The organism is Oxalobacteraceae bacterium OTU3CAMAD1, from assembly GCA_024123915.1.
Classification (GTDB): domain Bacteria; phylum Pseudomonadota; class Gammaproteobacteria; order Burkholderiales; family Burkholderiaceae_D; genus Rugamonas.
In genome coordinates, this window is the sequence record CP099650.1 from 1,610,434 (window position 1) to 1,623,927 (window position 13,494).

Below are 13,494 nucleotides of genomic sequence, written 5' to 3' on the forward strand. Positions count from 1 at the left end.
TTTTTCATGTGGTTCCGTCGGGGTTCCGGCGCGCCAGCCACGCTTTGTGCGCCGCGCGATACTTCTCCAACTCGTCCTGGTACATATCGTCGACGCACCACGTGCAGCCGCTGTGGCAGCAGTCGCGCGGGTCCGGCGGCTGCGGCGCCACCGGCTCGGGATCGTCCGCCTTCATCGCCTTTACCTCCATCACAACGGCGGCATCGCCAGCAGCGCCATGTTGCGGCCTTTTTCCTTGGCGCGGTACAGCGCCCTGTCGGCCATCTCCACCAGCACCTCGGGCGAGGTGTCCTCGGTCGGCACGATCACGGCCACGCCGATGCTGATGGTCATGATGCCGAACGGCGACTGCTCGTGCGGCATCCGCGCCAGCACCAGTTGCGCGCAAATCTCCTCGGCCGCGCCGAAGGCGTCGGTGGCGTCGGTGGCGGCCGCCAGCAGCGCGAACTCCTCGCCGCCGTAGCGCGCCACGATGTCGGTGGTGCGCCGTCCGTGCGAGGTGATCAGCTCGGCCACGCTGCGCAGCGCGGCGTCGCCGGCCTGGTGGCCGTAGTGGTCGTTGTACTTCTTGAAGTAGTCGACGTCGAGCATCGACAGCGCCAGGGTCTGGCCGGTGCGGGCGGCGCGCCGCCATTCGGCCTCCAGCGCCAGGTCGAAGCCCCGGCGGTTGCTCACGCCGGTCAGGCCGTCGGTGGTGCTGAGCGCGGCGAGCTTGCGGTTCGATTCCTCCAGCTCGCCGGTGCGCGCGGCCACCAGCGCCTCCAGCTCCAGCTGGTGCCGGGTCAGCCGGTGGATGCGGATCTTGTAGGCAAGCACCAGCGAGCCGACGATCAGCACCGCCATGCCCAGCCGGAACCACCAGCGCTGCCAGAACGGCGGCGTGATGGTGATCTTCAACGTGGCCGGCTCCTCGTTCCACACGCCCAGGTGGTTGGCCGCCTTGACCCGGAACAGGTAGTGGCCCGGATTGAGGTTGGTGTAGCTGGCGCTGCGGTGCGCGGCGTCGGTGTGCACCCACTCGCGGTCGAAGCCCTGCAGCTGGTAGGCGTAGCGGTTCTCGGACGGCTCGGTGTAGTGCAGCGCCGAGAACTCGAGCGAGAACACCGACGCCTGCGACGACAGGGTCAGCGCCGTCGGCGACGTCACCGGCCCCTCGGCCTTGACGTCGGCCCTCGGCTTGCCGTTTTGCAGCGAGTGGTTGAAGACGGTGATGTCGGTGATCGCGACCTGCGGCGGCACCGAGCGGGTGCGCACGTTGGCCGGCGTCACCGCCGTCATGCCGTGCACGCCGCCGAAATACAGCACGCCGTCGGCCGACGTGGCCGACGAGTTGACGGTGAAGCCCTCGGTCAGGCCGTCCGACGAGGTGTAGTGGCTGACCTTGCCCGTCTCCGGATCGAGGCGGTACAGGCCGGCGATGGTGCTGCACCAGATATTGCCGCCGAGGTCGTGCTCGATGGCGAGGATCTTGTGCGCCTTCATCGCCGACGCGTACGACTTGAAGCTGATCTTGCCGTCGGCCCGGGTCTGCATCAGGTTCAGGCCCTTGCTGGTGCCGACCCAGATGCGGCCCTTGGCGTCCTCGTGCAGGCTGACGATGTTGTCGTCGGACAGGCTGGCCGTGTCGGCGTTGGCGTGGCGGAAGTGGGTGAACTTGCCGCTGGCCTGGTCGAGCAGGTCGAGCCCGCCGCCATTCCATTCGGAGCCGGCCCACACGCGCCCGCTGCTGTCCTCCAGCACCGCCGAGGTGCCGTTGACGCTGCGGCTGCTGATGTTCTGCGGATCGTTGTAATAGATCTTGCGGGCGTCGGTCTTCGGGTCGTAGCGGATCAGGCTGTTGCCGGTGGCCAGCCACAGCGCGCCGCCGCTGGCCGGCGCGATGGCGTTGATGTAGTCGCTGGCCGTGTTGCCGAAGTGGATGGCCTGGAACGGGCTGTCGGGCGTGTCGAGGCGGTTCAAGCCGTTCGAGGTGCCCAGCCACAGCGGCTTCTTGCCGTCCTTGTCGGCGCGCGTGTCCTGGAACATGCTGTAGACGATGGAGTGCGACAGCTTGCCCGGGGTCTTGTCGTCGGCGTGGTAGCTCTTGACGACGGTGCTGGTGGCCGGATCGTACAAGCTCATGCCGACATTGCCGCCCATCCACAGGCGCCCGTCCGGCGCCCGCGCCAGGCTCAGCAAGGCGTTGCTGGCCGGCGCCGAGCGGCGGTCGATGCGGAACGGCACGTGGCGCGTGAAGCCTTCGCTCGACAGGTTGGCCAGGGCGATGCCGTCGGTGAACGAGGCGATCCACAGCATGCCGCCACGGTCCTGCATCACCGCGCGCAGGTTGTCGCCGGGCAGGCTGTACGGATCGTCGGCCGCGTGCACGAACTGGTCGAACTTGCCGTTGGCCTCGTTCCAGCGCAGCAGGCCGGCCGACAGGGTGGTGCACCAGAGGACACCCTTGTCGTCGACGTCGAAGTTGGTGATGCGGCTGTACGGCGAGTCGATCGCCTTGCGCGTGTTCCAGTCGCTCTTGCCGTCCCAGCGGATCACGCCCGACTCGGTGCCGATCCACAACGCGCCGGAGCGGTCGAACTGCAGCGCGCGCACGATGTTCACGCGCGCGTCGGGCACCGGCGCCGGATCGACCTGGTGGTGGCGGAACACCTTGCCGCCCGGCGCCAGGTAGTCCAGGCCGCCGGGCCAGGTGCCGATCCACACGCCGCCCTTGTCGTCCAGCGCCAGCGCGTTGAGGTCGTTGCTGGCCAGGCTGTCGGGATCGTTGTCGTCGTGCGCGTAGACGGTGAACTTGCCGGTGTTGGGGTTGAAGTGCTGCAAGCCGCCCCAGCTGCCGATCCACATGCCGTCCTTGCCGTCGGAAATGATGTTCTTGACGATGCGGTGGTTCTTCGGCGCCTTGGGCGGGGCCACCACGGTGAAGTTGTTGCTCTCCGGATTGAAGCGGGCCAGCCCGGCCTGGGTGCCGGCCCAGATGCGGCCCTGCTTGTCCTCGTAGATGGCCGAGACGCGGTCGTGCGGCAGGCTGGTCGGGTCGTTGGGGATGTTGGTGTACTTGACGGCGTGGTAGCCGTTGTAGCGGTACAGGCCGTTGGTGTGGGTGCCGACCCACACGTAACCTTTGCGGTCCTGCATCATCGACAGCATCGACGGCTCGTCGCCGCCCAGCGGCCCCAGCTTCTTGAAACGCAGCGACGGCGCCGGCGCCGATTGGGCCTGCGCGGCCGGGGCGGCCAGCGAGACGGCCAGCAGCGCGGCCAGCAGCGCGGGGGAAATTGACAGCAATAGGCGATAGCCGCGGCGTAAGGCCGTTAATAGCACAAACATGGTGGAGTATCCGATGGCGTAACGAAGTGCACGTCAGCGAGCGGTGTTAGGCTCGACTAAGATAGATTCTGAATAGAAACCGTATTATACATGCCAATGATGCAATGGTTTCGATATAAAAGCTGGCATTTTTAGCGTGTTTGCCGTATTTAGGGTATAGTTTACGGCGCTTATTGTCTCCTGCTCGTTGTATTTGCTGCCATAGCGCTGCCACCGCATCATCCTTTTCGCACTTCCCCGGTTCCGCCTCCGTCGTGGGGCGCGCCGCCGGGGCGGGCAGCGCAGAATTTGTCGTTAATTGAAGAAAGCTTGGCTGTCCGCCGCAGGACCGCCGCATACACTATGTCCGAAACCGAGATCACCACCCCGTCCGCCATCGAACCGGCCGCCGCCGAAGCCGCCACGCCAGAGGTGCAAGTGGCGCCAGAAGCGCAACAGTCCGCGCCGGCGCCGCTGGAAGTCCCGCAAGTGCAACAAGTCCGCTTCGCCGATTTCGGCCTGTCGCCGCACATCCTGCGCGCGCTCAACGACCAGGGCTATGTGCACCCGACGCCGATCCAGGCCGAAGCCATTCCCGTGCTGCTCAAGGGGCGCGACGTCATGGGCGCGGCCCAGACCGGCACCGGCAAGACCGCCGGCTTCGCGCTGCCGATCATCCAGATGCTGCTGGCCCACGCCAGCACCAGCACCTCGCCGGCGCGCCACCCGGTGCGCGCGCTGATTCTGACGCCGACCCGCGAACTGGCGGTGCAGGTGGCCGAGAATGTCAAGGCCTACGCCCAGCACACGCCGCTGCGCTCGACCGTCGTGTTCGGCGGCATGGACATGAAGGGCCAGACCATCATCCTCAAGGCCGGCGTCGAGATCGTCATCGCCACCCCGGGCCGCCTGCTGGACCACATCGAACAAAAGAACATCAGCCTCGGCCAGGTGCAGATGCTGGTCATGGACGAAGCCGACCGCATGCTCGACATGGGCTTCCTGCCGGACCTGCAGCGCATCATCAACCTGCTGCCGAAGCAGCGCCAGAACCTGATGTTCTCGGCCACGTTCTCGCCGGAAATCAAAAAGCTGGCCAACACCTTCCTGACCGACCCGGTCACGATCGAGGTGGCGCGCAGCAACCAGACCGCCGACAAGGTCACCCAGGTCGTCTATAAAGTGCCGGAAAACCAGAAGCACGCGCTGACCGCGCACTTGCTGCGTCAGCGCGACCTCAAACAGGTGATTATCTTCTCCAACACCAAGATCGGCGCCTCGCGCCTGGCCAAGGGGCTGGAGCAGGAGGGCATGAGCGCGGTCGCCATCCACGGCGATAAGACGCAGCAGGAACGCATGGCCGCGCTCGAGTCGTTCAAGAAGGGCGAGATCGACATCCTGGTCGCCACCGACGTCGCCGCGCGCGGCCTCGACATCACCGACCTGCCGTGCGTGATCAACTACGACCTGCCGTACAACGCCGAGGATTATGTGCACCGCATCGGCCGTACCGGCCGCGCCGGCGCCTCCGGCGACGCGCTGTCGATCTACTCGGACAAGGACGAGCGCCTGCTGGCCGACATCGAAAAACTGATCAAGCAAACCATCCGCCGCGGCGAGTTGACCGGCTTTAACCCGGCGCCTTCCTACGGCGACGGCGCCGAGCGCCGTCCGCGCCGCGACGACAGCGCCGGCCGCGCGCCGGCCGGCCGTCCGTCCGAGCGTTCGGACCGGGGCGACCGGAGCGACCGCGGTGACCGGGGTGACCGTGCTCCGCGCAGCGCCGGTTCGTCGCCGTACAGCTCGGGCGGCCGCCGCGACAAGGTCGATCCATGGTTCCTCAAGCCGTACGAGCCGGCCAAGTCGGCCGCGCCGGCGCCGAGCGCCACCCTGGGCGCCACCACGGCCAAGCCGAAGCAAAAGCTGGCCTTCCTGCTGGGCGGCGCGCCGAAGTAAACGTCGCGCTGCACTAGCCGACATTGCGGGCCGCCTCGGCGGCCCGTCGCGCATCGCGCCAATTAGCGGTTCGCCACCTTCAATTCCACTCCCGGCTTCACACCATCCTCCACCGCGCGCGGGCGCCGCTCCGGCACCAGCTTGAGCAGCCACTTGCGGCACCAGGTCGCCAACCCCTGTTCCAGATAATGGTGCGACAGCGCCGCCACCGACAGCGCCAGCGCGGTCGACAGGAAGATATACGACCACGTTTTCGCGAACGGCCCCATGCCGTGGGCGGTGAGCGCGTCGCGCAGCAGCACCTGCGTGAGCAGATGCGTCAGGTACAGCGAATACGAGATCGATCCCAGCCACATCAGCAGGCGCGGCACGCGGATATGGACGGTCTTGCTGGCCAGCGCCATGGCCAGCACCATCGCCGCCAGCGGCCAGCCGAAGCCGGCCGGGCCGTGCGTGTCCACCACGCGGCCATAGATCGCCCAGGCCGCCAGCGCCGTTCCCAGCCACAGCACGTGCCAGGCGACATAGGCGCTGCGGATGCGCGCCCAGGGCTGCTGATACAGCCAGCCGATCGCCGCGCCCGCCAGGAACTCGAGCACGAAGGGGCTGGCGACGATGCTCATGTAGCCGAACTGGTAGCCCAGGTCGCGGCTGACGTTCATGTCCAGTCCGGTACGCCCCAGCGGCAGCAGGATCACCGTCAGCAGCACCCAGCTGGCCAGCACGAACCAGCGCAGGCGCCGGAACAGCAGGCTGACGGCGAACACCAGGTAGAAGTACATCTCGAATTCCAGGGTCCAGGCGATCGGCAACGTCAGCGAGAAGTACGGCGGCGCGTGCGGATTGGCCGGCAGCATGCCCAGCGTGTGCCAGAACGTGACGCGGTTGACCGCCTGGTGGAAGTAGGCGACGCCGCTTTGGATCACGAACACGGACAGGAAGGTGATGACGGCGTACACCGGCCACACCCGCGCGAAGCGCTTGATCAGGAAGCGGGCGACCTCGGCCGGGCTGCCGTCGTTGCCGGCGGTGGCGTAGCACATGATGAAGCCGCTGATCAGGAAGAACAGGTCGACCCCCATGGCGCCGGGGAACAGGATCTGGTCCGCGAAGGGGTAGCCGGGGGTGTCGAGCAGCGCGTAACGGGCGTGGGTGAGGACGACCAGCAACGCGGCCACACCGCGCAGCAACTGGACCCAGTCCAGGTTTTTGGTGTGATTCATGCGATGGAGAGCTTTCCTCCGCGCGTTGTTTGGGCGCGGGTCCGCAATTTTAACCGGACTCGGCCCTCGAAGGCTCTCCAATTCCCACCGGGACGCCCCTCCGGCCGCTCAGACCGGGCGCTTGCGGTAGGCGCACACCACGATATCGCTGGGGAAGGCGCGCAGCACCGGCAGCGCCAGCATGACCGCCGCGTAGTTGGCGTACAGCGCGGCGGCGCTGGTTTTGCCGGCGCAGCGCAGGCGCGCCATCAAGCCGGTGGCGCGCACCGCCGGCAGTTCCTCGTTCAATTGCAGGGTGAAGCCGGCGCTCTCGGCCAGCTTGGTCAGATTACCTGGCCGGAAATAATGCACGTGCGGCGACGGCAAGCCCTTTTGCCACAGCCGCTCGAACGGCCCGCGCCAGCCGACCCGCGCGAACAATTTCGACAGGCGGTAGAACAGGCCGCTGCTGCTGGGCAGGTTGAGGATCAGGATGCCGTCCGGGTTGAGCCGGTCGTGGCAGGCGGCCAGCGCGGCGCGGATGTCGGGGATGTGCTCGATGACGTCGTTGAACACGATCACGTCGAAACGCTCGCCGGCGTGCAGCGCGTCGGGGAAGTAGCCGTTGCGCACCGGCAGGCCCTTGGCCTCTGTGCCGGCCGCGACCGTGGTGTCGGGCTCGAGGCCGAGCACCTGGAAGCGGCTGGCGGCCGCCTCGAGGAACCAGCCGTGGGCGCTGCCGACGTCGAGCAGGGTGGCGGCTGCCGGCGGCGCCAGTTTGGCCGCGTAGCCGACGATGGTCTGGAAATTTTCTTGTCGTATCGCCTTGAGGCCCGCTTCGCGGTCGGCCTCGTTGAGCTGGGTGTGGGCGGCGGCGTCGTTGATGGTCGGCTCCAGGGCCGCGCTTTCATAGCCGCAGGCCGGGCACGTCCGGTGCCAGTCGGTCAAGCCGGGGAGGGTGGGGGTGCCGCACACTACACATGCCATGACTGCTCCTGGTCTTTGCCACTATGAAGCGTTTAAATTTATGGCAAGATGAAGCGAAAGACAAGCTGTTTCTTTCAATTGTTGCACTAAAGCGTGCCGGACCGACAATAGCGCCGGCGCCCGGCGCCCCCTCGCGCTATTTTGGCGCCGCCGGCACGCATTTGACCGGACCGTTGACATAGCGCCAGCCGCGCGAGGCGTCGACCAGGGCGTTGTCCGCAGCCAGCGCGCTGCCCGGGCCGCACAAGGCGGCGGCCACGCCGGGATTGCTGATGTGATACAGCGCCTTGGTGACCACGCCCTTGTAGCGGTAGAGATAGATCTCCGGCTCCTTGAAGTACTCGTCGACGTGGGTGGTGCGCTCGGCGAACAGTTCCGGGTCCGGATTGTAGAGGCCCGGCGCGTGCTCCATCACCCGCTTGGCCAGCGGACTGAACTCGACGTAGCGGAAGGCGCCCAGCGCCCGCGTCACGCCGGCCTGCAGGCCCAGCACCACCAGCACCGGCACCAGCCAACGCCAGCCCCGGCGGCCGTGCATTTGCCACACCAGCGCGAACAGCAGCGGCATCGCCGCCCACACGGCGTAGCGCATGATGCCCTGGGCGCCGGAATTCCAGTTGATCACCGGCAGCGCCGGCAGCACCAGCGCCAGCGTCATGGCCGCGCACGCCCCCAGCAGGCGCCAGGCGGCGCCGCCGCCGTCGCGGCGGCCGGCCCAGCCCCACGCCAGCAGCAGCGCGGCGATGGCCGGGATGCCGATCAGCATGCCTTGGCTCAGGTCGAAGAACAGCGAGTGCAGCCGCGCCCAGGTGAACAGGTAGGAGCGGGTGAAAATCTTGCCGATGATGCTCGGCGTGCCGAACTGGATCTGGTTCCACAGCGGCGCCGACAGCGCCAGCAAGGTGCCGGCCGCCATGCCGGCGGCGCCGCGCCAGCCCTGCACGGCGTCGGCCAGCCGCGCGCGCCATGGCTGGCCCGGCGTGTGGCGCAGCGCCAGCCGCAGCAGCGGCATGAAGCCGAAGGCCAGCACGATCGACGGATTCTGCATCGCCCCGATCGACGCCAGCAGGCCCGCGCGCAGCGGCGCGCCGGTGCAGAACAGGATCAGCGCGGACAGCAGCGCGGCCGCGCTCATCACTTCCGGGCTGCTCCAGCGCAGATACCACCACACGCCGGCGCCCAGGAACAGCCCCAGCGCGCAGACCGCCTTCAGATTGTCGCCAAGCAGACGGCGCAGGGCCAGGCCCAGCATCGCGATGCACGCCAGGTTGACCGCCAGATAACATTTGAACGGATCGATGCCGGCCAGCGGCAGCAGCTTGAACGGCACCGCCGCCAGCGCCGAATAGGCGAAGAAATGGATCGCGTAGACGCGCCCGCCAAGGCCCCGGGCGAACGGCATGTTCAGCTCGCCGCTCTGGCTGTTCATATCCCGCTCGAGGTTGGCGTACAGCGGCGCCAGCTCCGGCAGCCGCCGCCGGCCGTCCTCGATGTCGGACGGCCGGATGTCCGGCGTGCCGTGGTTGGCGATGGCCAGGGTGGTCAGGGTGTACTCGGCGACGTCGCCGTTGTGGATCGGTACCCAGGAGTGCAGCAGATAAGTGGCCAGCGCAAACAGCGCCGCGGCGAAAAAGCCGCTGGAACGTAGAACACGAAGCATGGTGACGGGGCCGGAAAAGCGTTGCTGGAGGGATCGAAAAGGTGGGCAATTGATTATATGGTAATTGCTTTTGGACTACAATATCGATTCTCCGCATGTTTTGACGCCCCTCAACGGTGCGCACCCAGTTTTGATATATGAAATTAGAGAATCCCGCCTCGCTTGCTTCCCCCGTAACCCCGGCATTGCCGTCCCACCCCGCTTACCGACGTGATATCGACGGCCTGCGCGCCCTGGCCGTGTTGTCGGTGGTCTTATATCACGCCTTCCCGAACTGGCTGCGCGGCGGTTTCGCCGGCGTCGACATTTTCTTCGTCATCTCCGGCTTCCTGATCGGCAGCATCCTCATCGCGGGCATCGAACAGGGCACGTTCAGCTTTGCCGATTTCTACGCGCGCCGCATCCGCCGCATCTTCCCGGCGCTGATCCTGGTGATGGGCTCGTGCCTGGTGTTCGGCTGGTTCGCCTTGTTCCCCGACGAGTACAAGATGCTCGGCAAGCATGTGGTGGGCGGCGCCGGTTTCCTGTCCAACTTCTTCCTGTGGAAGGAGGTGGGCTATTTCGACACGGCCGCCGAGACCAAGCCGCTGTTGCATCTGTGGTCGCTGGGTATCGAGGAGCAGTTCTATATTTTCTGGCCGGTGCTGATGATCCTGGCGTGGCGCATGCGCGTAAGCCTGCTCAAGCTGGCCGTCGGGGTGCTGTTGCTGTCGCTGCTGATCAACGTCGCCGGCGTGCACAAGTTCGCCAGCGCGACGTTCTATTCGCCGGCCAGCCGCGTGTGGGAAATGCTGATCGGCTCGGTGCTGGCGTATTTGTCGCTCAAGGGCGTGACCTTGTTCGCCGGCGTGCGCCGTGGCGTCGGCGCCGAGACCGTGATCGACCTGGACTCGCCGCGCGCGCGCAACGTCGTCTCCGCGCTGGGCATCGCGATGCTGGTGGCGACAGTCACCCTGCTGCGCGCCGACAAGCATTTCCCCGGCTGGTGGGCGCTGTTGCCGACCGTGGGCGCGATGCTGGTCATCGCCGCCGGCCCGCAGGCATGGGCCAACCGCGTGCTGCTGTCGAACCGGATCATGGTGTGGGTCGGCCTGATCAGCTATCCACTGTACCTGTGGCACTGGCCGCTGCTGTCGTTCGCCCGCATCATCGAATCGGGCACGCCGTCGCGCGGCATCCGCGCCGCCGCCGTGGTGGTGGCCATCGCGCTGGCGTGGCTGACCTACCGCTTGCTGGAAAGGCCGCTGCGCGGCACCCGCCACGGCCGCGCCAAGGTGATCGTGCTGTCGGTTGCGATGCTGGCGCTGGCCGGTACCGCCGGCTGGTTGTACAAGCGCGACGGCCTGCCGCATCGCGCCAGCGTGACCGACAACGCGCTGCAGCAAAAAGACCTGATCCTGGTCGAGGATGTCGCCAACGCCGCCGCCTGCAAAAAACGCTACGGCTTCGACAGCCTGTACGAGTACTGCCTGATGAACGATCCGAGCCGCGACCCGACCGTGGTGATGGTCGGCGACAGCCACGCCTACCACATCAGCGCCGGCTTGCTGAAGTACTACCACAGCCAGGGCGAGAACCTGCTCTACATGGGCACCCGCATTCCCTACGTCGGCCTGCCGGTCGGCGACGATCCGTACCAGAAGGCCACGCCGCTGATGATGAAACTGGCGCTGACCCTGCCGGGCATCAAGACCATGATCATCTCGACCGCGTCCAAGCTGGCCACCGGCGGCGTCCAGGACCCTCAAATGATCGCCGCGTTGCGAGACACGCTGCGCCAGGCGCTGGCCGACGGCCGCCAGGTCATCCTGGTGTACGACGTGCCGATGCTGGACTTCGAACCGCGCGCCTGCATCGGCCGCGCCGGCGTGCCCAATTCCAAAACCAGCACCGGTTGCTCGATGGACCGCAAGGTCTTCGACAAGGCCGTCGCGCAGCACAATATCGCGCTGCAGGCACTGCTCAAGGAATTCCCGCAGGTGCAGCTGTTCGACACGGCCGCGCCGCTGTGCGACGCCAACCGTTGCAACGCGATGAAGGGCAATATGATGATGTACCGCGACACCCATCATCTGAGCTATCGCGGCGATCTGTATATGGGGGAGTTGTTCGCCAAACAGCAGGCGGCGCTGAAGGCCAGCCGCGTGACGCCGCCGGTGTTGCCGGCGCTGGCGCGCTAACATTAAGTCAATGCGGCGCCTCGGCGCTTTCGCTTGAACACCGGCCGGACCCGGCCGGTGTTATTTCAAACTACTACACCGTCACAACCGCACCGCCGCTTCAGCGGGGAGCGGCGTCGTCGTCGGTGATGGTCATGTGGCCGAAGCCGATGCCCAGCGGACGGGTGTCGTTGTCGATGCCCAGCGCCTTCGGCGAGACCGGCTGCGGAATCTTGAAGCTGATCTGGCGCGCCTGGCCGTCGGTATCGAAGCGCAGCACCGCCTCGCCGTCGGCGGCGGCCATCCGCATCACCTGCTGCTGCGCGCCGACCGTCACCACCACGTCCTTGCCGGCGTTGGGGCCGAAGGCGCGGCCTTCGAACTTGAGCGTGAAGCGCTTGGGCAGCGGGCGGGCGAACTCGATGATCACCTGCGGCTCCTGCGACCAGGCGCCCCAGGTGTCGTAGGCGGCCAGGCCGTCGATGCGGCCGTAGTCGGTGATCGGTTCGTTGAAGTTGAAGCGCTTGCCCACCGGGTCGAGCGCCGGCGTCTGGAACAGCAGCAGATCATCCTTGCTGGCGACCACGCGCGCATCCTTCGGCGCCTGCAATTGGCCGATCGCCATCACCCACTGCCGTCCCGCCGGCACCAGGTCCCAGGTCAGCGCCTGGCCCGGCTGCAGCATCAGGATCTCGCTGTTGGGGTTCTCGATGAAGAAGCGGCTGCGGTGCAGCACCGCGATGTCGGTGGCGACGATCAGCAGCCGGTCGGTCTGCGCGCGCGTCAGGTAGTGGCGCGCGAACAGCCCGGCCTTGGAGGCAGGATCGGGCCAGATCGACAGGCGCACCTCGCGCGCCGTGCCCCAGGCGCACATCAAGGTGGTGGCAGGCAGCACCAGCACGAAGAACAGCCGCAGCCCGGCCTTCTGGCTCACCGTCCACAGCAGCAGCGACAGCAGCGCCAGCGCCGTGAGCGCGTTGAACATCCATTTCTCCATCGACACCACGCGCAATTCCGGCGTGTCGATCAGGATAGGCGCGAACCAGTGCAGCAGGTGGGCGCGCGCGTGCCACAGCAACAGCAGCAGCAGCGCGCCGATCAGCGCGCGCGCCAGCGGCTTGAGCGGGCGCGACGGCGCGTACGCCGCCGCCGCCGCGCACAGCAGCAGCAGCGGCAGCGCGAAATCGTAGTAGCGGGTATGGATGCGGGCAGTGCTGTCGCTGGCGGCCAGGCCGGTGATCGAGGCCGTGAACATGATCGTCACCGCCAGCAAGGTGCCCAGCGCGAGCACGGTGTATACCGCCACCGCCTGCAATCCCCGCTCCGGCGCGCCGGCCGGACGCAGCATGTTGAACGCGCCGAGCAGCGCCGCCAGCGGCACCGCGAACAGCAGCGCCAGCAGCATCAGATGGCCCTGCAGGTTGTGCCAGGCGAAGAAGATCAGTTGCGCCACCGGGTAGTGGCTTTTCGCGGTGTAGGCGACCTGGCCGGTGTACAGGCTGCCGAACAGGCTCAGGCCGCTCTTGCCGGCCAGCAGATAACCCAGTCCCAGCCGCACCGCCATCGCCGTGCCCAGCGCCAGCGCCGCCCACAGCGCGCCGCGCGCCAGCCAGCGGCCGCCGTCGCCGCGTTGCTCGGCGTGGGCCGCATACAGCACGAACAGCGCGATCGCCGGGCCCAGGAACAGCACATGCATCTTGACCAGCACTGCCAGCCCGAGCAGCGCGCCCAGCGGCAGCGCGCGGCGCGCCGACGGCCGGTCGTGGAAATAAAACGCGGCCCAGCTCACGCACCAGAAGGCGAAGTAGTGCATGGCCTCGGGCATGAAGAACGGCGTGTAGGCGTTGTTGGGCGCCAGCGCGGCGACGATCGCCACCAGCACCGCCGGCCAGGCCGGCGCCACGCGGCGCGCGATCAGGTAGATGAACGGCGAGGCCAGCACGTAGAACAGGCCGTTGAGCAGGCGGTTGCAATCGAGGTAGCTGTCGCCGCAGAACCGGGTCAGCCGGAAGAACTTGAAATACAGGTAGGACGGCACCTGGGCGTCGGCCAGCGGCAGCATGCGCGTGGCGCTGCTGTAGACCCATTCGTCGATGAACACCACCGGATAGATGCCGGCGTTGCGGAAGAACAGGAACAGGAAGATGACCGCCAGCGCCACCGCCAGGAAGGCGGGGGCGCGGCGCGGGTCGAACAGGGAGGTGGGGGATGTCATGGTCGGGTG

The 13,494-nt window shown here is 67.1% G+C and carries 8 protein-coding genes; 2 read left to right on the forward strand and 6 right to left on the reverse strand.

The genetic code is table 11. The features are described from left to right. Nucleotides 1–4: 4 nt before the first annotated feature. Both NHH88_06855 and NHH88_06860 read right to left on the reverse strand, forming a co-directional pair. On the reverse strand, nt 5–190 hold the full coding sequence (locus NHH88_06855; protein ID USX17283.1) for an oxidoreductase-like domain-containing protein: 186 nt from the start codon (nt 188–190) through the stop codon (nt 5–7). Beyond that, entirely contained in the window at nt 190–3,285 is a 3,096-nt protein-coding gene (locus NHH88_06860; protein USX15496.1) for a diguanylate cyclase, read from the reverse strand. The genes NHH88_06855 and NHH88_06860 overlap by 1 nt, the downstream gene beginning before the upstream one ends. A gap of 384 nt (nt 3,286–3,669) precedes the next feature. On the opposite strand from NHH88_06860, the gene NHH88_06865 reads away from it, so the two are divergent. Beyond that, nucleotides 3,670–5,262: a DEAD/DEAH box helicase gene (locus NHH88_06865; GenBank protein ID USX15497.1), complete on the forward strand. Its 1,593-nt coding sequence runs from the start codon at nt 3,670–3,672 to the stop codon at nt 5,260–5,262. A 62-nt stretch (nt 5,263–5,324) separates the two neighbouring features. Here the strand turns inward: NHH88_06865 and NHH88_06870 are convergent, their stop codons facing one another. The 3 genes from NHH88_06870 to NHH88_06880 form a co-directional block, all read right to left on the reverse strand. Then, entirely contained in the window at nt 5,325–6,485 is a 1,161-nt protein-coding gene (locus NHH88_06870; GenBank protein ID USX15498.1) for an acyltransferase, read from the reverse strand. 108 nt (nt 6,486–6,593) lie between these two features. Next, complete coding sequence (locus NHH88_06875; GenBank protein ID USX15499.1) at nt 6,594–7,451, reverse strand: methyltransferase domain-containing protein; 858 nt, start codon at nt 7,449–7,451, stop codon at nt 6,594–6,596. Nucleotides 7,452–7,587: 136 nt separating this feature from the next. After that, nucleotides 7,588–9,111 (reverse strand): hypothetical protein, encoded by a 1,524-nt coding sequence (locus NHH88_06880; protein ID USX15500.1) that lies wholly within the window; start codon nt 9,109–9,111, stop codon nt 7,588–7,590. Between the two features lie 137 nt (nt 9,112–9,248). Here NHH88_06880 and NHH88_06885 point away from each other — a divergent pair, with 137 nt between their 5' ends. Then, nucleotides 9,249–11,291, forward strand: a complete 2,043-nt coding sequence (locus NHH88_06885; protein USX15501.1) for an acyltransferase — start codon at nt 9,249–9,251, stop codon at nt 11,289–11,291. Between the two features lie 100 nt (nt 11,292–11,391). Here NHH88_06885 and NHH88_06890 read toward each other — a convergent pair whose 3' ends face one another. Continuing rightward, nucleotides 11,392–13,485 (reverse strand): glycosyltransferase family 39 protein, encoded by a 2,094-nt coding sequence (locus NHH88_06890; GenBank protein USX15502.1) that lies wholly within the window; start codon nt 13,483–13,485, stop codon nt 11,392–11,394. Between the last annotated feature and the right edge of the window lie 9 nt (nt 13,486–13,494).